General features: G+C 39.5%; 18 protein-coding genes and 1 tRNA gene. 11 read left to right on the forward strand and 8 right to left on the reverse strand.

Annotation, left to right across the window (positions count from 1 at the left end; all coding sequences use genetic code 11):
- Positions 1 to 70: 70 nt before the first annotated feature.
- Complete coding sequence (gene sppA / locus P3J6_RS11915) at positions 71 to 1936, reverse strand: signal peptide peptidase SppA (RefSeq protein WP_198523119.1); 1866 nt, start codon at positions 1934 to 1936, stop codon at positions 71 to 73.
- 286 nt (positions 1937 to 2222) lie between these two features.
- On the opposite strand from sppA, the gene P3J6_RS11920 reads away from it, so the two are divergent.
- The 7 genes from P3J6_RS11920 (at position 2223) to P3J6_RS11950 (ending at position 7525) form a co-directional block, all read left to right on the forward strand.
- Positions 2223 to 4184 (forward strand): oxidoreductase, encoded by a 1962-nt coding sequence (locus tag P3J6_RS11920; protein ID WP_198523120.1) that lies wholly within the window; start codon positions 2223 to 2225, stop codon positions 4182 to 4184.
- Positions 4185 to 4273: 89 nt separating this feature from the next.
- Positions 4274 to 4963 (forward strand): HvfX family Cu-binding RiPP maturation protein, encoded by a 690-nt coding sequence (locus P3J6_RS11925; RefSeq protein ID WP_010389906.1) that lies wholly within the window; start codon positions 4274 to 4276, stop codon positions 4961 to 4963.
- A 110-nt stretch (positions 4964 to 5073) separates the two neighbouring features.
- Entirely contained in the window at positions 5074 to 5622 is a 549-nt protein-coding gene (locus P3J6_RS11930; protein ID WP_054200867.1) for an NAD(P)H nitroreductase, read from the forward strand.
- A 203-nt stretch (positions 5623 to 5825) separates the two neighbouring features.
- Positions 5826 to 6203 carry a hypothetical protein gene (locus P3J6_RS11935; RefSeq protein WP_041709037.1) on the forward strand — a complete coding sequence of 126 codons (378 nt, stop codon included), beginning with the start codon at positions 5826 to 5828 and terminating at the stop codon, positions 6201 to 6203.
- Between the two features lie 106 nt (positions 6204 to 6309).
- A tRNA-Ser gene (locus P3J6_RS11940) sits at positions 6310 to 6400 on the forward strand.
- A 114-nt stretch (positions 6401 to 6514) separates the two neighbouring features.
- Positions 6515 to 6838, forward strand: coding sequence for a hypothetical protein (locus P3J6_RS11945; protein WP_010389909.1), 324 nt, complete (start codon positions 6515 to 6517; stop codon positions 6836 to 6838).
- A 69-nt stretch (positions 6839 to 6907) separates the two neighbouring features.
- Positions 6908 to 7525, forward strand: coding sequence for an FKBP-type peptidyl-prolyl cis-trans isomerase (locus P3J6_RS11950; protein WP_008112467.1), 618 nt, complete (start codon positions 6908 to 6910; stop codon positions 7523 to 7525).
- 88 nt (positions 7526 to 7613) lie between these two features.
- Here the strand turns inward: P3J6_RS11950 and P3J6_RS11955 are convergent, their stop codons facing one another.
- Together P3J6_RS11955 and P3J6_RS11960 are read right to left on the reverse strand one after the other, a co-directional pair.
- Positions 7614 to 10019 (reverse strand): TonB-dependent receptor, encoded by a 2406-nt coding sequence (locus P3J6_RS11955; RefSeq protein ID WP_198523121.1) that lies wholly within the window; start codon positions 10017 to 10019, stop codon positions 7614 to 7616.
- Between the two features lie 151 nt (positions 10020 to 10170).
- Entirely contained in the window at positions 10171 to 10560 is a 390-nt protein-coding gene (locus tag P3J6_RS11960; protein WP_198523122.1) for a YkgJ family cysteine cluster protein, read from the reverse strand.
- 207 nt (positions 10561 to 10767) lie between these two features.
- Here P3J6_RS11960 and P3J6_RS11965 point away from each other — a divergent pair, with 207 nt between their 5' ends.
- From P3J6_RS11965 to P3J6_RS11975, 3 genes are all read left to right on the forward strand, one after another.
- Entirely contained in the window at positions 10768 to 11193 is a 426-nt protein-coding gene (locus P3J6_RS11965; RefSeq protein WP_198523123.1) for a tetratricopeptide repeat protein, read from the forward strand.
- Positions 11194 to 11320: 127 nt separating this feature from the next.
- Positions 11321 to 11794: a hypothetical protein gene (locus P3J6_RS11970; protein WP_198523124.1), complete on the forward strand. Its 474-nt coding sequence runs from the start codon at positions 11321 to 11323 to the stop codon at positions 11792 to 11794.
- A 23-nt stretch (positions 11795 to 11817) separates the two neighbouring features.
- Positions 11818 to 12414 carry a DUF1287 domain-containing protein gene (locus P3J6_RS11975; protein WP_198523125.1) on the forward strand — a complete coding sequence of 199 codons (597 nt, stop codon included), beginning with the start codon at positions 11818 to 11820 and terminating at the stop codon, positions 12412 to 12414.
- Between the two features lie 114 nt (positions 12415 to 12528).
- Here the strand turns inward: P3J6_RS11975 and yfaE are convergent, their stop codons facing one another.
- From yfaE to ubiG, 5 genes are all read right to left on the reverse strand, one after another.
- Positions 12529 to 12801 (reverse strand): class I ribonucleotide reductase maintenance protein YfaE, encoded by a 273-nt coding sequence (yfaE, locus tag P3J6_RS11980; protein WP_076919572.1) that lies wholly within the window; start codon positions 12799 to 12801, stop codon positions 12529 to 12531.
- Entirely contained in the window at positions 12801 to 13931 is a 1131-nt protein-coding gene (nrdB, locus tag P3J6_RS11985) for a class Ia ribonucleoside-diphosphate reductase subunit beta (RefSeq protein WP_138608498.1), read from the reverse strand. The genes yfaE and nrdB overlap by 1 nt, the downstream gene beginning before the upstream one ends.
- A gap of 73 nt (positions 13932 to 14004) precedes the next feature.
- Positions 14005 to 16287: a class 1a ribonucleoside-diphosphate reductase subunit alpha gene (gene nrdA, locus P3J6_RS11990; protein WP_138608496.1), complete on the reverse strand. Its 2283-nt coding sequence runs from the start codon at positions 16285 to 16287 to the stop codon at positions 14005 to 14007.
- A 395-nt stretch (positions 16288 to 16682) separates the two neighbouring features.
- On the reverse strand, positions 16683 to 17378 hold the full coding sequence (locus P3J6_RS11995; protein ID WP_198523126.1) for an HAD family hydrolase: 696 nt from the start codon (positions 17376 to 17378) through the stop codon (positions 16683 to 16685).
- The gene (gene ubiG, locus P3J6_RS12000; RefSeq protein ID WP_198523127.1) at positions 17378 to 18088 is read right to left on the reverse strand and encodes a bifunctional 2-polyprenyl-6-hydroxyphenol methylase/3-demethylubiquinol 3-O-methyltransferase UbiG; all 711 of its coding nucleotides are present in this window, start codon (positions 18086 to 18088) and stop codon (positions 17378 to 17380) included. Before ubiG ends, P3J6_RS11995 begins: the two co-directional genes overlap by 1 nt.
- A gap of 178 nt (positions 18089 to 18266) precedes the next feature.
- On the opposite strand from ubiG, the gene gyrA reads away from it, so the two are divergent.
- Positions 18267 to 20966: a DNA topoisomerase (ATP-hydrolyzing) subunit A gene (gene gyrA / locus P3J6_RS12005; RefSeq protein ID WP_198523128.1), complete on the forward strand. Its 2700-nt coding sequence runs from the start codon at positions 18267 to 18269 to the stop codon at positions 20964 to 20966.
- Positions 20967 to 21196 lie beyond the last annotated feature (230 nt).

Below are 21196 nucleotides of genomic sequence, written 5' to 3' on the forward strand. Positions count from 1 at the left end.
AAAAAAAACCCAGTAAAAAAACTGGGCTTAGTATAACGCTAAGTGCTAATCAATACAGCCTGTTAGGGCATTATTGTGCAACTGTACATTCTAAACAGCGCGCGTAAACACCTTGTGGATCGTTATAATCTTTCAGGTTTTCTACTTCGCTGCTTAATTGCTTAATCACGCTTTGCAGGTTAGCTTGACTAGCTAGTACTGCTGATTTTTGTGTTTCAAGTCCAAGCACTGATTTAACCGCGGCGCTACCAAAAATATCTTGGAGCATTTGTTCTTGAGGGCTAAGTGATTGTCTAATTGTTTTAACTTCATAGAAGTTAAGTTTAGCAAGCTCTGCAGCCGCTTTGATAGCGTCTTGCTTGTTACCCAGCTTGTCAACTAAACCAAGCTCTTGAGCTTGCGATGCAATCCAAACGCGGCCTTGGGCAATTTTATCAACTTGCTCAGGGGTCATATTACGTGCATCGGCAACGACATTTAAAAAACGTTCATAAGCTTCTTCAACACTCATTTGAATCACTTGTGCCATTTTTTCATTTAGTGGACGAGTTATTGAAAAACCGGCCATTTCTGTAGTCGCTACACCATCAGAGTAAACACCGATTTTAGCTAAGGTATCTTCAAAGGTCATAAAGGTACCAAATACACCGATTGAGCCGGTAATCGTACTAGGTGCTGCCCAAATTTCATTTGCCGCTGATGCAATCCAATAACCACCTGATGCAGCTACTGAGCTCATTGAAGCAATGACTGGTTTACCTGCGGCCTTAAGCGCCAATACTTCAGCACGAATAACTTCAGAGGCAAACATGCTGCCACCGCCAGAATCAATACGTAACACGACTGCTTTTACTTTATCGTCAAGGCGTGCCTTGCGTAATAGTGCAGCTGTTGAATCACCGCCAATCTCACCGGCACGACGCTCACCGTCTACGATGGTACCTTTAGCTACAACAACAGCGACTTTTTCTGTCATTGGGTTATCAAACTCAATTGGCGGCTTAACTAAGCTTAAGTATTCACCAAAAGACACTTGTTTAAATGTTTTACCATCTTCCTCAGCACCAACTAGATCAATTAATTGCTGACGAATTTGTTGATTAGTTTTGAGAGAATCAACCCATTTATTATCCAGCGCGTATTTACCCGCATCACCATTGGCAGCCTGCATTTTGGCTAAATAAGTATCCATTGTTTCATCAAAATTTGATTCGTCAAATGGACGCACCGCACTTACATCTTGTTTATATTCGTTCCATAAAGCACCTAACCATACGCGGTTTGCTTCTTTAGCTGCTTCTGACATATCGTTTCTGATAAACGGTTCAACGGCAGATTTGAAAGTACCTACACGAAATATATGCTGAGTGACTTCTAATTTTTCTAATGCATCTTTGAAGTAAAGCGGGTACATACCGTAGCCTTCAATAAGCACACTGCCATAAGGGTGCATCGCAATTTCGTCTGCATGCGCGGCAATGTAATATTGCGCTTGTGTATAGTAATAACCTGAAGCAATTACTTTTTTTCCAGTTGCTTTAAATGCATCAAGTGCTTTTGTAATTTGCTTAAGCTTATTTAAGTGCGCTTTTGGCATTTCTTGTAAATCAAGCAAAATTGCGCTGATACGAGAGTCTTGTGACGCCTCATTGATCACTTCAATGACATCATCAAGTAGTATTTCAGTAGGGATATCAGCACTTGCTGTTGCATCATTAATGGCCGCTTCTACAGGGTCTACGTAGGTTTTTTCTTCCACAATAGGACCGTTTAGGTTGAGCCTGAGGACAGAACCCTCTTCGACAATGATTTTATCGCCGTCACTTGATACTGAGACAATGAAAATGATAACCAAAAATAAAAATAATAAATTTAGTACTAAACGACGCGAGAAGTTAATCCCTGTCCATATACCTTTAAATACCTTCGCTATCAAAATAGCTCCTTAAATTCGTACAGCTAAAACGTTATTGCCATAGTAGCTTAGAATATAAATTAATTTAACTGCTAAATCGTAACGAAACATTTATAAATTCAATTACACATATGATTATACGAATGTTTATGTCACTTTTAGCCGTATTTTACAATTAACAGTTATACATAAAACGAGCGTTTTAAATTAAAAAGTTTAAGTTTAAGCTGCTCGTATATTGCTTATTTTGCGTCATTAAAGCAGAATTGGACAAACACACAGGTTAGACCAGTTATTGGGGCACAGGATGTTAGAACAAAAACTAGAACTAAAACACACACAACTACGCAACCGTTTAGTAATGGGATCAATGCATACCGGCCTTGAAGAAGGTTGGCACAATCGTAAACGCCTTCGTGCCTTTTATGAAGCACGTGCCAAAGGTGGCACTGCAATGCTTATTACCGGAGGCTACAGCCCTAACTTACGCGGTAAGTTAACGCCTATTTCCTCATCATTTAATAGTTATTATGATGTATTTAAGCATCGTGCATATACGCAAGCTGTTCATCAACATGGTGGTAAAATATGTTTGCAATTATTACATGCTGGGCGTTATGCGTATCACCCTTTTAATCAGGCACCAAGTGCTATAAAAGCCCCGATTAATCCATATAAACCAAAGGAAATGTCTTTAAGTTCAATTAACAAAACGATTAAAGATTTTGCTCACTCGGCTTATTTAGCTGAAAAGGCTGGTTACGATGGCGTGGAAGTAATGGGCTCAGAAGGTTATTTGATTAATGAGTTTATGGCACCGCATACTAATAAACGAAACGACGAATTTGGCGGCAGCCTTGAAAACAGGATGCGTTTAGCCGTTGAAATTGTAAAAGCGGTAAGAGCAAAAGTATCGGATAAATTTTTAATTATTTTTAGACTCTCGGTTATAGATCTAATCCCTAATGGTTCCACCCCTGATGAAGTAACTCAACAAGCTGTTGCACTTGAAAAAGCGGGTGTTGATATTTTTAATACCGGAATTGGTTGGCATGAAGCGCGCGTACCTACAATTGCGAGTATGGTGCCACCAGGTGCATTTAAAGAAGCGTCAAAGCGTTTAAAAGATGTTATTAGCGTGCCTGTTATTGCGGTAAACCGCATTAATACCCCAGAGATTGCTAATGATATTTTAAATGCTGGCGAAGCTGATTTAATTTCTATGGCGCGTCCATTATTAGCTGATCCTGAGTTTTTTAATAAATACGCGGCTAAGCAATCTGAGCATATTAATATTTGTATTGGTTGTAATCAGGGTTGTTTAGATCATGTATTTAAAGGTAAGCGCGCTACCTGCTTAGTAAATCCACAAGCAGGTTTTGAGCTTGATTACCCGTTAGAAAAAGCAGAGAAAGCTAAAAATGTATTAGTTGTTGGCGCAGGGCCTGCAGGTTTATCGTCTAGCTGTTACTTAGCGCAAAAAGGGCACAATGTAACCCTGATTGACCAAAAGCAACATATGGGTGGGCAATTCAATTTAGCGATGCAAATACCTGGTAAAGAAGACTTCAATCATACATTAGCTTATTTTAGTAATGAACTTAAGCGTCTAAATGTAACCATTGAATTAGGTAAAGCATTTAGTGACAGTATGCTAGCTGAGTTTGATGATGTGGTATTTGCAACTGGTGTAAGACCACGTGAAGCTACGATTAAATGCAGCGATGATAAGCGTGTATTTGCTTACGATGAAGTTATACGCGGTGAAGTAGAGCTGGGTAATTCTATTGCTATATTAGGCGCAGGCGGTATTGGTTTTGATATGGTGGCATTTTTAAGTGAACACAAATCACAAAGCATCAGCGACTTTAAAACCCAATGGGGCATAGAGTGTGAACCTCAGCCGCATAAAGATGAACGTCAGCTCTATATGCTAAAACGCAGTGCAGGGCGCTTTGGTGGTGACTTAGGTAAAACTACGGGTTGGATCCATCGGCAAGTTGCCAAACAGCATGGTGTTAAACAAATTGCAGACTGCCAATACCATAGTTTTGATAAAAACGGCCTAACCATTAGTGTTGCTGGTGAAACTCAAGTACTGCCAGTTGATACGGTTATTGCCTGTATTGGTCAAGTGTCTAACGACGAGTTATTTAAGGCACAAGCAGAGAACGCCAAAGTACATGTTATTGGTGGCGCTAAATTGGCTGCTGCTATTGATGCTAAACGCGCAATATTTGAAGCGTTACAAGTAGCAAGGCAAATTTAATCTTTAAGGGCGAAATAATTTAGTTCTGTGCGCGGTCATGTTTGTTTATAGTCTATAACTTAATAAACAATGAACATACAAGAGTGCGCATGATTAAATTAATTACACTTTACGACAATATTATAGGTAAATTATCTTTATTGGATGGTTTGCCTGCTTTGCTTTTTCGCTTGATTTTAGCGCCTGTAATGATTATTGCAGGCTATAACAAACTCGCAATAAGTGGCGATACTAATGGTTTTTTTAACCAGTTTTTAGCCTCTGATGATGTCGTTCAGTGGTTTGGCAATAGTGACTGGGGATTAGGATTACCGTTTCCTGATTTGCTGGCTTTTTTAGCCGGTTGGAGTGAGTTTTTAGGAGGTTGGTTTTTACTTATTGGTTTATTTACGCGATTAGTGAGTATTCCACTTATGTTTACAATGGTGGTAGCAGCAACAACAGTACACTGGCATAACGGCTGGTTTGCTATAGCGCCAACAAATCCACAAACAAGTGCCGCCCAAGTACTTGATTGGCTATCAGTCCCTGGTGCCAAAGAAAGCCTTGAAAATTCAAAAGAAGTACAAGTCCGCATAGGTAAAATTCGCAGCTTAGTTGAAGAATATGGCTTTGAAGATTACCTATACGAAAAAGGTAAACCATCAATACTAAATAACGGCATCGAATTTTCTGCTATTTATTTTGCCATGTTACTTAGCTTATTCTTTACCGGAGGTGGGCGTTTTGTAAGCCTAGATTATTGGTTTAAACGCGGTGCCTACATCAATAGTTACTAGGATATAAACACTCGCTTCATTAATTTTATCTGCTTGGTAGTTTTAACCCTGCAGTGTTTATTTTTTACTTATAAATGTTACTCTTACGTTTTGAATTTTGAGAGCACACTATGGATGCTATTGAGCTTTTACTCACTCGCCAATCTGATGCAAAATTGACAGCGCCAGGGCCTAATGAAGAGCAGTTAAACATTATTCAGCAGGCTGGGTTGAGAGTGCCCGATCATGGCTGTATTGCACCGTGGCAATATATTATTGTTCAAGGTGATGCGCGTCATAAGTTAGGTGAAATTTATTATCAAAGCGCTATAGCAGAGCAGCAGGCTGAAAAAGTAATTAATCGCGCTAAGGAGTTACCGCTTAGAGCACCCATGATTATTATTGCGATTGCAAAATATCAACCACACCCAAAAGTTCCTAGAATTGAACAAGTACAAAGCGCAGGTTGTGGCGTATTGGCAATGCAACAAGCCGCATTCGCTCAGGGGTTAGGCGGTATTTGGCGTACGGGTTACTTTGCACAAAGCCCCAGTGTTAAACAGGCGCTTAACTTAAATGATGATGATGAAATAGTCGGTTATTTATATTTAGGGACGCCGGCAATTGAATGCAAAAAGTCACCAAGGCACAAACCAGAAAATTATTTTAGTTTTTTGTAGAAATAGTATGAACTTTTTATATTCAATATAGTCATAATTCATTAAGTTAATCGTGTTACACTACTGCGGTTAATATTGTAGCTGCGAGAAGCGCACGGAAGCACTAAACGTAATAAATCTTCTTCAGTTTGTTTTTTAATCGGTTGTTTTTTGGTAATGTATGGAAAGTCTTACCAATAATAACGATAAAGAAGACGAAAGTGATGGGAAATTTATTTTTACGTGAAAAAGAAAACTGGTTTGCTTGGTCAATCTGGGGTGTAGTTGGCGCGCTTGCGACATTTTATGTTGCAATGAGCACTCAAGCTGAGCATTTTATTGCTGCTTCAGCAATAGGGGTGCTGGTATTGCTAACTTGGTGGATGCAACAATCGAAACGGTTTGATTTTGGCAGAGCCTTTAAAATATGTTGTTATGTTTTACTGTTCACTGTACTGCCTTCATTTGTATTGGTTGTGATCCCGAGCGATGACCTTAATCGCTTCGATTTAATATTTCAAAGTATTGCATTTTTAACAGCCAGCTTATTGGTCTGTTTAGTGTGCTCTTGGATTGCTCGTAGGCCTAAGCAATATTACTAATAATGGCTAATTGATAACTAAAGCGGTTTATATTTAACTATTTAGCCGGTTTTATTAAAATAGGGCTTTACAAGCTAAGCGTATGATCTTATTATGCGCGCCGTACGGAGAGATGGCAGAGTGGTCGAATGCACCGGTCTTGAAAACCGGCAGGGGTTTATAGCCCCTCTAGGGTTCAAATCCCTATCTCTCCACCATTATTTAAAAAACCGCCTTATTGGCGGTTTTTTGCTATCTGGAGCTTTATAATGTCACAGTCCCCGGAATTATCCTTTTCTAAACGTTTACTTAAGCACATTCTTCTATGGACTGTGTTTGGTTATTGTTACCAAAGCGCCATATCGTTATTACAAAAAATGGCTATTGATGCATATCCAGACGACGCACTAATAATGACCTTATTATATGGCATCGGGTTTAATATTTTATCGGGGCATTTAATTACAAAATACGATAATTATTGGCCTGTATGGGGCGCGTTTTATATTGGCATTATCGGTTTAGTAGCTGTGCCTCTTTTACTGGTCGGTGTGGCTGGATTATTGTCGATGAGCTTACTTGTTGGAATTTTGCTCAGTTTGCCTGTGTGTACCTTTGCTATTGGTTTAATTAAAGAAAAACTCAATAAAAACTAGCACCAAAGACCTTTTATTTTGTGATAGCATATACGGGTCTTTTAACTAACAAAACGTGAATAACACATTATGTCAGATAATTTTACTACAGATGCTGAAAAAGCAAGTTACGGTATTGGCTTACAAATGGGTGAGCAACTTAAGGCTAATCCTTTTGAAGGTTTAAACTTAAATTCAGTATTTGAAGGCATGAAAGATGCGTATGCAGGCAGTGCTTTTCAAGTTGAGATCCCTGAGATCCAAGCTGCATTTGAAAAAATTAACGAAGAGATCCAAGCTCGTCGTGAAGAAGAAGCTAAAGTACTCGCTGCTGAAGGCATTGCATTTTTAGAAGAAAACGCAAAACGTCCTGAAATTACAGTAACTGAGTCAGGTCTTCAGTACGAAGTACTTGCAACAGGTGAAGGCGAGAAGCCAACTGCTGAGTCTACAGTACGTGTTGATTACCACGGTACTTTAGTAAACGGTACTGTTTTTGACAGCTCATACGAGCGCGGTCAACCTGCTGAATTCCCAGTGGGCGGCGTGATCAAAGGTTGGACTGAAGCATTACAAATGATGCCAGTAGGTACTAAGTGGCGTTTATACGTTCCTCATGAGCTTGCTTATGGTGAACGTGGTGCCGGTGCAGCAATCGCACCTTACTCAACACTTGTATTCGACGTTGAGTTACACGCAATTCTTTAATTAGAACGTACATAACATTTAGTTATGAAAAAACCGCATTCATTAATATGAATGCGGTTTTTTATTGTCTCATTAAACTGATCTTTGTTTAAAAGTAGCCTCTTACTCCAAATTGGAAGTTACGACCAGGAAGTGGCGCGGTGTCTTTAATAAACGAGCTATGGACAAAACCAAGTTCATCAGTAATATTGTCAATACTTAGGTAAAGCTGTGTGTCAACTGCACCTAAATCAAGCTGATAATTGGCTTGCAAATCAATCAATGTATAGCCATCTGTTGCTGTTTCGTATGCACTAATATTATTTTGCTCAAAATAATGTGTTCCTGTTAGGGTAAATTGTGCGCTACCTAGGGTGTATTGCAGTTCTGAGCCCAATTTATTAGCAGGAATGCGTGGTAAATTACCTTCATTATCTTTTAGCTTAGCACGAGTTGAGTCACCAAATACTTTTACCATGGCGCTGGGGTTTATTTGATAATGTACATCAAATTCAAAACCATACAGTTCAGCATCTTTACTTGTGAACTGATAAACATCAATTGCGTCACTGTGACCATTGGCTGCAGGTTCAAAACCATCCATTTCATCAAACACTAATCCTGTGTTTTGCTGATAATAAAAGTTTTTAATATCGTTATAGAAGAAGTTGACAGTGTAACCAAAGTCTCCACTAAAGCGACGTAAACTAATATCTAGATTAGTTGATGTTTCTTGTTTAATTTCTTCAGGCTCAAAATGCGCTTCGTTACCTTCAATATGGTAACCCAAACCAAGTTCATAAGTCCCGGTAGCAATATGCACACCATTAGAGAGTAGCTCCGCTGAAAGTGGTGCACGCTCTGAATGTGACAAACTAACGGCTAGGTTGTGACTTGGCATATACTCCCAAATCGCACCTGCTGAGGCACTTAGATTAGTAAAGTTTTTGGTGTAGTTAACAGTTTCATCTGCTGATACAGGTTCGTCATCATGGCTGTGCTGATGCGTATCTACATCACTTTTTATCTCATAATCTTCTAAACGGGCGCCAAGTTCTACGGTGACGTCACCAAACTTGCGTTCTTCAAGTAAATATAGCGCATGAGTCGTCGTGATACTTGCAGGTGTAAAGGCTTCTTCACCAATCGCGTCATAATCAGACTCACTATAGTGATAGCCAATCATGCCATGCCATTGGCCTAATTGATGCTCTACGTTGAAACGTGCTTCAGTGGTTTCATTACTAAAAGTGGTGCCAATAGCGCCGTCTTCAATTTCACTATGGGTATAGTCTGTGTAACCAAGACGTAGGTTGATTGACTCAATCCAGTTATCATGAAATGCATAACTTACCAGCCCCTGCCAACGGTCTTGTTCTAAATGAGCATAAACAGGTGTTTCTGCATGTTCCTCACCTTCGTGCTCTTCACCTTCATGCTCGCCTGCTTCTTCGTGCGCATGGTCGTGTTCATGATGATCATGTGAGTGGCCAGGAATACCATAATCTGTTTCGATACTACCGTATGAAAATCCAATGGTTAAATGATCACCTACATAACTCGTACCAAAATTTACTGTTTCGCTGTCTATAAAGGTATTTTCAACTGAAGTGGCTGTTTCTTCATCGCCTTCAACATGTTTTTCACCTTCTTCATGTTCATCTGGTAAGTTAAAACGAGGTGTTTGGTAATCATCACCGCTGCGTTTAGTACCATCAAAATGGAAATTAAAGTTATTGCTACCCGTTTCTAGTTTTGCTGCGTAGGTATTCGCATTTGAAACTGTATCGTGTGTGTATTGGGCAGCTCCAGATAGAGAGTCAATGTTATTGGTTGGAATACGGTTATCAACCACATTGACTACACCACCAATAGCACCAGAGCCATAAAGTAGAGTGCTTGGGCCACGTAACACTTCAATTTGCTCTGCCGCTAGGCTGTCACTTGATGTAGCGTGATCAGGTCCAATGCGAGACGCATCGCTGCTATCCAAACCATTTTGTGTAATTTTAACTCGAGGACCACCTAAGCCGCGGATAATCGGACTTGATGAAACAGGGCCAAAATAACTAGCATTAACGCCTGGTATGCCTTTAAGTGTCTCACCTAGCGTCGGCTTAGCTTTATTTTTTAGCTCATCGCCTGATAGCACACTTACTGGTGAAATCATTTCTAAGCTATTTTTATGCAGGGCTGAGGCATATACAACAACAGTTTCAACCGAAGTTGGCTTTAAAGTAACATTAATAGTGTTGTCTGTATTTTCAAGCGATATACGAGAATCTAGGTAGTTATCTTTACTGATATGTAATTGACTCTTAGAATCTATGTCAATACTAAACTGGCCTTGTGCATTACTTTGCACGCTTTTTGACTTACCATGAACATGAATTGTGGCATTGGCAATGGGTTGCTTTTTTGTGTCTGTTACCGTGCCGTTAATCGTCGCAGCAAGTGCAGAGTGAGAACACAAAACAGACAGTAGTGCTGAGGATATGAGTGTTAGCTTAGTCATAGTTACTTCAATTCGTGGTTGTTATGTTGTGATATAATATAACACTACAAAATTATGCTATCAACAATGTTATACTATAACTTTAAAATTTGCGTTGAATAACACAATAGAGCGATAAATTTAATCTAGCACGGTATTATTACAGTTAAATTTAAGAGCGACTGTCTATCATCAGTATGTCTAACTTTTTTTGTGCTTTAAAATGATTTTGCTTATCGACTGGTTCGAGCATTTCACAGTCATCGTTTATCATTTCTGAAATTAAACTCGGATAATGCCTGCAATCTTGGGGTCGGTCATGATAAATACTGCAAGTATATTTATCTTTTTCTTCAGGGGATGCTTTATTGGCAAGCTCTAAAAATGGGCATTGCGTTAATTGCTCACCCGTCGTTGGGTCAAACCATAATTGATCGTTTTTAACGTATTGAAATATTTCAGGGTTGAATAACGCCCACATTTGAATTTCATCCTGATTAGTATCTAAATCTGCCGCACCATATTTGGTACAGCACTTACCGCATTGATTGCAATTTTGCATAGGGTAGATATTTACTGTTGCTTTTTATAGTAAGCATTAAGTGTAGCACCCTAATATCCACGTCAATAAACTAAACAGCGTTTATTGTTGCTTATAATACTTTTGTAACAACGCGGCGCTTAATAATAATGTACTATTAAGACATATGTTTCGGATACAGCGCTGTAAAAAATTAAAAAGGCGCATTAATCAAGGTGGCGAGTAATTATGAATACTAAAGTATACAAAGCGGTGCACGATTTAGCAGAAAAGCTGATGGCAGCTGCCAATAAGAATGATACTAAACAATTCGAATCTTTATATGCAGAGCTCAAAGCAATTTGTATTGAAAACGAAAATACCGCTAAAGATCACCCTGTACAGTGGGAAACTTTAGCAGATTTTACCGAAGAGCTAGAAGAGGCTATTGAGACTTATGAAAAAGCATTACAGAAGTCGATTGAAATCAATAATAAAGATCATATGTCGTCGGTTGCATTTTCTATGGCTACTTTACAGCTCGAACTAGGTGACAAAGAAGCGGCCATTAAAAACCTACAAGATGCTAAAGTCAGTGCGAATAAAATTGAAGACAAAGAATTAAAGTCAGAGATCCATGAGCTATTAGAGTCACTCATTGAAGAAGAAGGTTAGGAAATTTTATAGTGATTATTAATAATCAGCGCCAGTAGTTTACACTTGGCGCTTTTTTATGAAGAAGATAAAGTTCAACTTCATAAAATATTTATAAATAACTTACCGAGTAATTTTTTGGAGAAAAATGCTAGCGCAAATAGAACAATGGATTGATAAAACGAATAGCGAGTATGCACATAAAAGAATATGCTGTGAAAAATTTGCTAACGAGTTTGAGGGCTTTTACCCAAATGAATTTTTGAAAACTGCATTTTATGTAGTTGTTGATAAAATTCCTAAACCTGACTTTACAGGTTTGCGTGAACTTGGTTTAAGCAATTTTATTGATATGGATGTAGCTGGAATAACCTATAAAAATACATATTATATATTACCCAGCGCTGTGCATAATTTAAGAGTGCACTTTCATGAGCTTGTTCATGTAGTTCAATGGCGTGAACTCGGTGCGCACGCTTTTATAATGCGCTACATCAATGAAATCCAAACGTTTGGTTACAATGATGCTCCACTTGAAATAATGGCCTATGAACTTGATGAGCATTATACCAGTAATGGAAATAAATTTAATATCCCTGACTACATTACGCAACAGCTTTAGTTAAAATTATAAAAGGAATTTATATGTCACGTTTTTTTCTCTATCCACTAGCCCTATTTGCTTTTCATGTGCAGGCGAGCTCTTTTGATGATGATATCGTTAATGCATTAATCTATAGAACAACACAACCAGTAACTTACGATGGCGCCTATCATAAGCTTGAATACCCTGGTGGTGATGTGCCCGCTAATATTGGTGTGTGTACTGATGTTTTAATTAGGTCGTACCGACAGCTTGGTGTTGATTTGCAAAAGTTAGTACACGAAGACATGCAGAACAATTTTCGCGCATATCCTTCCAAACGTATTTGGGGATTAACCAAGCCAGATAAAAACATTGACCATCGACGTGTACCTAACTTACAAGTTTACTTCGAGCGCCATGCAAAAGTGTTAACTAAATCGCTTAATGTAGAGGATTATAAAGCCGGTGACATAGTTAGTTGGATGCTGCCAGGTAATTTACCGCATATTGGTATGGTCGTTAATGAAATAGCGCAGGGCAGCGGCAACCCGCTTATTGTGCATAATATTGGTCGTGGACCAGAAATGAGCGATATGCTTTTTGCGTATACAATTACGGGTCATTACCGATTTGTGCCTGCAGAATATTCAGAGTAAATAACACTGTACTAGTAGGCGTGTTTGAGTTTAAAAACACGGCATACAGGTTTGGTACAAACCTAGCTGTTATATATTATTCTCGTGCTGTTAAATACGCTTAATGTGAGTTACTTACTTTAAATTAATACTGATATCACCATTTGGTTTGCAGCAACACAAGAGTATTTCACCATCGCGAACAAACGCTAACGGCTCTTCATTATAATTAACTTCACCAGAGACAAGTGTTGCTCGACACGCACCGCAATATCCCTCACGGCATTGGTAAGCGGCATCAATCTTATTTGATTCAAGGCAATGTAAAAGAGAAGGGCAGCCAGCGGCAAAATCAATGCGCTGGCTGTTATCTGCAAGTGTGATACTTGCAGTGGTTCTATCAGTCATTATAAATCAAAGTCACCAAATTCATCGGCATCTACTTGTGAGTCAATCTGACCAACTAAGTATGAGCTTATTTCGGCCTCTTGAGGAGCAACTTGCACGTTATCTGACACTAACCATGAGTTGATCCATGGAATAGGGTTACTGTTATTTTCAAACTGTGCAGGCAGACCAATCGCGGTCATACGCGCATTGGTAATGTACTCAACATATTGACATAGAATGTGTTTATTCAAACCAATCATCGAGCCATCTTTAAATAGGTACTCGGCCCATTCTTTTTCTTGCTCTGCGGCTTCAACAAACATTTTAATTGCTTCTTCACGGCACTGTGCGGCAACAATCGCCATTTCAGGGTCATCTTTACCATCTTGCATGATATTTAAAATATGCTGAGTACCTGAAAGGTGGAGTGCTTCATCACGGGCAATAAGCTTTATAATTTTAGCATTACCTTCCATCAATTCACGCTCGGCAAACGCAAATGAGCAAGCAAAGCTCACATAAAAGCGAATGGCTTCTAAAATGTTCACTGACATCATTGCCAGGTACAATTTCTTTTTCAGCTCAAATAAATTAACTACCACGGTTTGGCCATTAATTTCGTGTTTGCCTTCACCGTATAGGTTGTAAAGCGATACAGAATTGATTAGGTCATCATAATAAGTAGTTACCGCATCGGCACGCTCACTTATTTTGTCATTGCTAACAATGTCATCAAAAATGAGTTCAGGTGCTTGGGTTACGTTACGAATAATATGGGTGTACGAACGACTATGAATAGTTTCACTAAACGCCCATGTCTCAATCCATGTTTCTAGCTCAGGAATAGACACAATCGGTAATAGCGCTACGTTAGGCGAACGACCTTGAACACTATCAAGCAGCGTTTGATATTTTAAGTTGCTTAAAAATATGTGCTTCTCGTGATCGGGAAGCGCTTGAAAGTCTAAACGGTCTTTACTTACATCAACTTCTTCAGGTCGCCAAAAGAAAGACAATTGTTTTTCAATTAGTTTTTCAAAAATAGGGTATTTTTGTTGATCGTAACGTGACACGTTAACGGTTTGACCAAAAAACATTGGCTCTTGCATTTGGTTATTATGGTTTCTGCTAAAAGTAGTATAAGACATGTTTATCACTCAAAAAACTATCACTAAAACTATCAGGACAAAGCGGGCAGGGCGCCCGCTTTAAGTTTAACTATTAAATTTTACACGCGCCGCCTGCACAATCATCATCTTCCACTTCTGGAGTGTCTTCTTGAGCATCTGATGCGCCATCGCGGGTATTATGGTAATACAGTGTTTTAACACCTAACTTGTAGGCACCGAGTAAGTCTTTTAGTAAGACTTTCATAGGTACTCTACCGCCTTCGTATCTGTTTGGATCATAATTAGTATTTGCTGAAATTGTTTGGTCGATAAATTTCTGCATTATGCCTACTAATTGTAAGTAACCATCGTTTGATGGAATATCCCACAGTAACTCATAGTTATCTTTAAGGCGTTCGTACTCAGGAACAACTTGCTTTAAAATACCATCTTTACTTGCTTTAACACTAATATGGCCACGTGGTGGCTCAATACCATTGGTTGCATTTGAGATTTGCGATGATGTTTCTGATGGCATTAATGCGCTCAGCGTTGAGTTACGCATACCGTGCTCTTTAATGTTGGCACGTAACGTATCCCAATCAAGGTGCAGTGGTTCATCACAAATTTTATCTAAATCACGCTTATACGTATCTGTTGGCATAATACCTTGTGAGTACGTAGTTTCGTTAAATTTAGGACATGCTCCACGCTCTTTTGCCAGCTCATTAGATGCTTTCATTAAGTAGTACTGAATCGCTTCAAATGTTTTATGCGTGAGTGCATTTGCGCTGCCATCTGAGTAACGCTTACCGTTTTTAGCTAAGTAGTAGGCGTAGTTAATCACACCTATCCCAAGGGTACGACGTCCCATAGTGGCATTTTTTGCCGCCGGTACTGGGTAGTCTTGGAAATCAAGTAAGTTATCTAGTGCACGTACTGCAAGCTCAGCTAACTCTTCTAATTCATCCAGTGACTCAATCGCGCCTAAGTTAAATGCAGACAAGGTACATAAGGCAATTTCACCTTCTTCATCATTTACATTGTTCAGTGGCTTAGTCGGTAATGCAATTTCTAAACATAAGTTAGATTGACGAATAGGCGCCACTTTCGAAATAAATGGGCTATGTGTATTACAGTGGTCAACATTTTGTAAGTAAATACGACCGGTGCTGGCACGTTCTTGAGCAAACATAGAAAACAGTTCAATGGCTTTAATACGTTTTTTACGAATTGACTCGTCTTGTTCATACTTTACGTAAAGTGCATCAAATTCGTCTTGATCTTCAAAGAATGCGTCGTAAAGGCCCGGCACGTCTGAAGGGCTAAATAAGGTAATGTAATCGTCTTTAATTAAACGCGAATACATTAATTTATTAAACTGTACGCCGTAGTCTAGGTGACGTACGCGGTTATCATCAACACCACGGTTGTTTTTAAGTACCAGTAGGTTTTCTACTTCTAAATGCCAAAGCGGGTAGAATAAAGTAGCGGCTCCGCCACGTACACCGCCTTGCGAACAACTTTTAACGGCTGTTTGAAAATGCTTATAAAAAGGAATACAACCTGTGTGGTACGCTTCGCCGTTACGAATAGGGCTACCTAATGCACGAATACGTCCGGCATTAATACCAATACCGGCACGTTGAGAAACGTATTTAACAATCGCTGATGATGTCGCGTTAATTGAATCTAAGCTGTCGCCACACTCAATCAGTACACATGAGCTAAATTGGCGCGTTGGTGTACGTACACCCGACATAATTGGTGTAGGTAAAGAAATTTTAAATAATGAGACCGCATCGTAAAAACGTTTGATGTAATCAATACGCGTTTCACGTGGGTAATCTGAGAATAAGCTTGCCGCAACTAATATATATAAAAACTGTGCACTTTCGTAAATTTCACCGGTTACACGGTTTTGAACTAGGTATTTACCTTCAAGCTGTTTTACTGCTGCGTAGCTAAAGTTAAGATCGCGTGAATGATCTAAGTAAGCATCTAATTCATCAAGTTCTTGCTCTGTGTAATCAACAAGCAAATGTGCGTCGTAGCGTTTTTGTTCAACCATGTCAGTAACGTGGTCAAAAAGGCGCGGTGGCTCAAATTGGCCATACGCTTTTTTACGTAAATGGAATACAGCTAAACGAGCAGCAAGATACTGATAATCAGGTGATTCTTTTGAGATCTGATCCGCAGCGGCTTTGATAATCGTCTCATGAATATCTTTAGTACGAATACCGTCATAAAATTGAATATGCGATTTAAGTTCAACTTGTGAAACCGAAACGTTGTTTAAACCTTCGGCGGCCCATTCAATAACGCGATGGATCTTGTCTAGATCAAGCGGCTCTTTACGGCCGTCACGTTTGCTTACAGATAACTGTTGGTTCATAGTTTTGCCTGTATTCCTTGGGAATTAAATATTTTTGACCAATGAGTGCACTTAAAACGCCCAGTGCCTATTCTTTTATTGTTATTTCCACCGCATAGGTAAATTTAATCGAATAACATTTAGCCACAATATCTGGTGTTGTTCAAATTAGAGATCACAAGATAGTGTGGTCTGTGATCTTTTGCAAGGGACAGAAACCGCTCTCATTGTGGATAACGTTGGGATAACGTAATTGTGTTAGTAGGCATTAACCTTTGATCATTCGGTTAAGTTGAAATTTGTAAAAATCAACTAAGGAAAGATTAAATTTACGCTTTTTAAAAATAAATTTCGTCTGCTTTTTTTATCATCAAGCTTTGCGTAAAAACTAACACAATCACAATATGTAGTGTTTATTAATTAACATGGCACAATATGTGGTTGAATGCATCTATAGGGCTATGCCAATTAAAATCTGCATTCCAAGCCAATGCTTCGTCTATACTCGGTACATATCCCCACAGTGCGGTAGCGGTGTGCATATTCGCAGCTTTACCTGCTTGTATATCTCGCTGTGCATCACCTATATATAGGCAGCGCGAAGGATCAACACTCATTTGCTCAGCACAATGTAATAAAGGAAGGGGTGAGGGCTTAGATTCAGCTAAGGTATCACCACTTATCACAATTTGAGCATTTTTTAATGCAGGAATCGCCTCGACTAAAGGATCGGTTAAAAAGCCAGGCTTATTTGTCATAATGCCCCACGGGATCCCTTTATTATCAAGGGCAATGAGTAACTGTTCTATACCTACAAAGCATTGGGTATGGGTGGCAATATTGGCAGCGTAGTGTGCAACTAGCTCTGCTAAAAGTTGCTCTTGCGGTTGTTGCGCCCAAGCATCTTTAAAACCAGCAGCAAGTAATGCTGCTGCGCCATTTGAAGCTGCGGGTCGATATATATCACTGCCCACTAAGGGCTGTTGATGATTATGCAGCACACTATTTAGCGCGGCGCCTAAATCATCAGCGGTATCGAGTAAAGTGCCATCTAAGTCAAACAGCAATGCTTGATATTCAATTGGGCTAGTAGGTGTTTGCAAGCTTGCCATTACGCTAACTTCTCAAAGTGCAGCATATAATTTACGCTGACGTCATCATTAACCGTATATTGCTTTGAAAGTGGGTTGTAGCTTAATCCTGCACTGGCACGTACCTTCAAGCCTGCTTGTTCTGCCCATGCGATTAATTGCGCAGGTTTAATAAACTTTTTATGGTCATGGGTACCTTCAGGCACCATTTTTAACAGTTTTTCTGCACCGACAATAGCGTATAAATAAGCTTTAGGGGTTTTATTAAGGGTAGAGAAGAATACATCCGCCCCAGGTTTTGCTAATTTAGCGACCGCATGAATAATAGAAGCAGGGTCGGGAACGTGCTCTAACATTTCCATGCAAGTGATCACATCAAAGCGCCCAGAGTGCTCATCAGCAAATTGTTCGGCAGGTACTTTTATATATTCAACGGGTACACTTGTTTCTAAACTGTGTAACTTGGCGACAGTTAAAGGCTCTTGCCCCATATCGATACCTGTTACGTTTGCGCCCATTCGTGCCATGCTGTGACTTAAAATACCGCCACCACACCCAACATCTAGGGTTTCTTTATCAAATAACCCTTTAGTTTTGTCAGCGATAAAATCTAATCGTAATGGATTAATTTCGTGTAAGGGTTTAAATTCGCCTTCTAAATCCCACCAACGCTCTGCGATGGCTTCAAACTTTGCTATTTCTGCGTTATCTACATTTTGATGTTCGGTCATAAAATACTTCCTCGTCAATCTGAGGCCATTATATAGGGCTAAATTGATAAATCGCAAAGTTTTGCGCCTGTAAATTAAAATTAATTGTGATAGCATGGCTGCTTAGAAATAATAACAAACACTCTTAATACCTAATACTGGGTTGTTGAGAGCTGATACTGAAGGAATGTGATATCAAATGACTGATCTCGCCAATGAAATTCTGCCAGTCAATATTGAAGACGAGTTAAAAAACTCTTACTTAGATTACGCCATGAGTGTAATTGTAGGACGTGCATTACCAGACGTACGTGACGGTTTAAAACCTGTTCACCGCCGCGTCTTGTTTGCAATGAACGAGCTTAGTAATGACTGGAACAAGCCTTACAAAAAATCGGCCCGTGTGGTCGGTGACGTAATCGGTAAATACCACCCACACGGCGACAGTGCAGTTTATGACACCATCGTACGTATGGCTCAGCCATTCTCACTACGTTATATGTTAGTTGATGGTCAGGGTAACTTTGGTTCGGTTGATGGTGATTCAGCAGCGGCAATGCGTTATACAGAAGTACGTATGGCAAAAATGTCGCACGAATTATTAGCCGATCTTGAAAAAGAAACGGTTGATTTTGTGCCTAACTACGATGGCACAGAGCAAATTCCTGATGTATTACCGACTAAAATACCTAACCTGTTAGTTAATGGTTCGTCAGGTATTGCTGTTGGTATGGCGACAAATATTCCGCCACATAACTTAACAGAAGTAGTGAATGGCTGTTTAGCGCTTATTCAAAACCCTGAGTTAACCATTACTGAGTTAATGGATTACATTCCAGGCCCAGATTTCCCAACTGCGGCAATTATCAACGGTAAAAAAGGCATTGAACAAGCCTATCAAACCGGTCGTGGTAAAGTGTACATGCGTGCGCGTGCTGAGATTGAAACTGATGAGAAAACTGGCCGTGAAACGATTATTGTTCATGAAATCCCTTACCAAGTTAACAAAGCCCGTTTGATTGAAAAAATTGCTGAGCTAGTTAAAGATAAAAAGATTGAAGGGATCAGCGCATTACGTGATGAATCAGATAAAGACGGTATGCGTATCGTTATTGAGATCAAACGTGGTGACGTAGGTGAAGTTATTTTGAACAACCTTTATTCACAAACTCAGTTACAAACTGTGTTTGGTATGAATATGGTTGCGTTAATTAATAACCAGCCTAAGTGTTTCAACTTAAAAGAAATGCTTGAAGAGTTTATTATTCACCGCCGTGAAGTTGTTACTCGTCGTACGGTATTTGATTTACGCAAAGCTCGTGACCGTGCGCATACGCTAGAAGGTTTAGCGATTGCACTGGCAAACATTGACCCAATTATCGAACTTATTCGTAAGTCACCAACACCTGCTGAAGCAAAAGTTGCACTAACAGCGCGCCCTTGGGAATTAGGTAATGTTAAAGCCATGCTTGATAAAGCCGGTGAAGACAATGTTGCCCGCCCAGATTGGTTAGCAAGCGAGCTGGGTATTCGTGATGGTCAGTACTATATTTCTGAGCAACAAGCTCAAGCAATTTTAGACCTACGTCTACACAAACTAACGGGTCTTGAACACGAAAAAATTCTTACTGAATACCAATCGTTACTCGACCTAATTGCTGAACTATTATTCATTTTGGCAAGTCCGGAACGTTTAATGGAAGTTATTCGTGATGAGTTAGTTGAAATTAAAGAGCAATATGGTGATGAGCGCCGCACTGAAATTAATGCCGCTGCACACGATATTAGCCTTGAAGACCTAATTAACGAAGAGAACGTGGTTGTGACCTTGTCACACGAAGGATATGTTAAGTATCAAGCGTTAAGTGATTACGAAGCGCAGCGTCGTGGTGGTAAAGGCAAGTCAGCAACCAAGATGAAAGATGAAGATTTCATTGAACGTCTACTTGTTGCCAATACCCACGATACTATTTTATGTTTCTCTACTGCGGGTCGATTATATTGGCTTAAAGTGTATCAGTTACCACTTGCAAGTCGCGCAGCGCGCGGTAAGCCAATTGTTAACTTATTACCGCTTGAAGCAGATGAACGTATTACTGCTATTTTGCCGGTACGCGATTATGAAGATGATAAATACATCTTTATGGCGACAGCATTTGGTACGGTTAAGAAAACACCATTGACTGCATACAGCCGTCAACGTGCTAGCGGTATTATTGCCGTTAACTTAAACGAAGGTGATAGCTTAATTGGTGTTGATATTACCGATGGTAGCAACGAAATTATGTTGTTCACTGATGCGGGTAAAGTTGTACGCTTTAAAGAAGCTGAAGAAACCACGGTAGTTGATGAAAATGGTAACCCTGTTCTTGATGAAGAAGGTAAGCCTGAGATTCGCTTCAAAGGTGTACGTCCCATGGGTCGTACTGCAACGGGTGTTCGTGGTATTAAGATGCCAGACGATCAACGTGTTGTATCACTGATTGTACCAAAGAATGACGGTGCAATATTAACAGTGACAGAAAATGGTTACGGTAAGCGTACTCAACTTGAAGACTACCCATCTAAGAGTCGTGCAACACAAGGTGTTGTATCAATTAAGGTGAGTGAGCGTAATGGTGCCGTTGTTGGTGCTGTACAAGTTGATGACAACGACGAGATAATGATTATTTCGAATCGTGGTACCTTAGTACGTACTCGCGTTAATGAAGTTTCTACGGTTGGACGTAACACCCAAGGTGTTATTTTGATCAGAACTATTGACGAAGAGCAAGTAGTTGGTTTACAACGTATAGAAGAGATTGAAGTGACTGAAAGTGACTTGATTGACATCGAAGACGTTGAAACAGTAGATACGGTTATAGATGAAGTAGCGGATGATAATCCTCCTTCAGAATAATTGAGATTGAAAAAAGCGGCCTTGGCCGCTTTTTTTATATAGTTGAAAAAAACTAAAGACACTTGAATTAGTTTAATACCAATTCACTTAATTAAGTGGTCTATTTTGAGGCTGGAAAAACGTCTTGATAGCTAGGCAAAAAATTTGCTATTTAGTTGTTCTAAATGAGAAGTTTTTAACGCAGGTAGCGACACGTTTAGCCCCGTAAAATGATTAAGTATTATTGCGGA

The sequence above is a fragment of the Pseudoalteromonas sp. 3J6 genome, assembly GCF_903995135.1.
Taxonomy (GTDB): Bacteria; Pseudomonadota; Gammaproteobacteria; order Enterobacterales; family Alteromonadaceae; genus Pseudoalteromonas.

Excerpts from the sequence above, each read along its gene's own strand:
- P3J6_RS11920 (WP_198523120.1), top strand. The coding sequence starts at position 2,223 with ATGTTAGAACAAAAACTAGAACTAAAACACACACAACTACGCAACCGT.
- P3J6_RS11925 (WP_010389906.1), top strand. The coding sequence starts at position 4,274 with ATGATTAAATTAATTACACTTTACGACAATATTATAGGTAAATTATCT.
- P3J6_RS11930 (WP_054200867.1), top strand. The coding sequence starts at position 5,074 with ATGGATGCTATTGAGCTTTTACTCACTCGCCAATCTGATGCAAAATTG.
- P3J6_RS11935 (WP_041709037.1), top strand. The coding sequence starts at position 5,826 with ATGGGAAATTTATTTTTACGTGAAAAAGAAAACTGGTTTGCTTGGTCA.
- P3J6_RS11950 (WP_008112467.1), top strand. The coding sequence starts at position 6,908 with ATGTCAGATAATTTTACTACAGATGCTGAAAAAGCAAGTTACGGTATT.
- P3J6_RS11955 (WP_198523121.1), bottom strand. The coding sequence starts at position 10,019 with ATGACTAAGCTAACACTCATATCCTCAGCACTACTGTCTGTTTTGTGT.
- P3J6_RS11960 (WP_198523122.1), bottom strand. The coding sequence starts at position 10,560 with ATGCAAAATTGCAATCAATGCGGTAAGTGCTGTACCAAATATGGTGCG.
- P3J6_RS11965 (WP_198523123.1), top strand. The coding sequence starts at position 10,768 with ATGAATACTAAAGTATACAAAGCGGTGCACGATTTAGCAGAAAAGCTG.
- P3J6_RS11970 (WP_198523124.1), top strand. The coding sequence starts at position 11,321 with ATGCTAGCGCAAATAGAACAATGGATTGATAAAACGAATAGCGAGTAT.
- P3J6_RS11975 (WP_198523125.1), top strand. The coding sequence starts at position 11,818 with ATGTCACGTTTTTTTCTCTATCCACTAGCCCTATTTGCTTTTCATGTG.
- yfaE (WP_076919572.1), bottom strand. The coding sequence starts at position 12,801 with ATGACTGATAGAACCACTGCAAGTATCACACTTGCAGATAACAGCCAG.
- nrdB (WP_138608498.1), bottom strand. The coding sequence starts at position 13,931 with ATGTCTTATACTACTTTTAGCAGAAACCATAATAACCAAATGCAAGAG.
- nrdA (WP_138608496.1), bottom strand. The coding sequence starts at position 16,287 with ATGAACCAACAGTTATCTGTAAGCAAACGTGACGGCCGTAAAGAGCCG.
- P3J6_RS11995 (WP_198523126.1), bottom strand. The coding sequence starts at position 17,378 with ATGGCAAGCTTGCAAACACCTACTAGCCCAATTGAATATCAAGCATTG.
- ubiG (WP_198523127.1), bottom strand. The coding sequence starts at position 18,088 with ATGACCGAACATCAAAATGTAGATAACGCAGAAATAGCAAAGTTTGAA.
- gyrA (WP_198523128.1), top strand. The coding sequence starts at position 18,267 with ATGACTGATCTCGCCAATGAAATTCTGCCAGTCAATATTGAAGACGAG.